The sequence below is a fragment of the Bartonella sp. TT119HLJHH genome (genome assembly GCF_042193385.1).
Lineage (GTDB): Bacteria > Pseudomonadota > Alphaproteobacteria > Rhizobiales > Rhizobiaceae > Bartonella.
The window spans coordinates 1-555 of the sequence record NZ_JBHILS010000151.1; the positions used below are offsets into that span (position 1 = coordinate 1).

Annotated in this window: 1 protein-coding gene; it reads left to right on the plus strand. The window is 40.5% G+C overall.

The window, feature by feature from the left end; genetic code table 11:
* Positions 1 to 555 (plus strand): tyrosine-type recombinase/integrase (locus ACFIJL_RS10005; protein WP_375624562.1); only part of this gene is annotated, 555 nt, incomplete at both ends.

The following is a 555-nucleotide window of genomic DNA, read 5'->3' on the forward strand; positions in this document are numbered from 1 at the left end:
AGCAATATTTTTCAAGAAATTGCAAAAGCGGCTTTTGAAAGCAAAAAAGCAGAGTTGAAAAATGAAGGTAAAAACGGCCGCTGGTTTTCTCCACTAGAGTTGCACGTGATTCCACACATAGGCAGCCTATCTATAGAAAAATTAACGGCTAATATCATTCGCAATGTTCTCTCACCCCTTTGGCATGAAAAAGCAGATACAGCACGAAAAGCGTTAAACCGTATTAACATTTGCTTGAAATATGCGGCGGCTCTTGGTTTGGAAGTTGATCTACAAGCTTGTATGAAAGCACGCGCCCTTTTGGGAAAACCCCGTGCTACACCAACAAATATTCCTGCTATGCCATGGCAAGAAGTTCCGGCATTTTATCAGAGCTTGGATGATAATATCCTTTCAAATTTAGCACTGAAGCTCTTGATTTTGACTGGAGTACGGTCGTATCCATTGCGCTATTTGCGTCTCGAACAAATAGATAAAGATATATGGACGATACCAAAAGAAAACATGAAAGGTATTGTAGGGAAAGTTTCAGACTTTCGCGTGCCACTAAGTGAT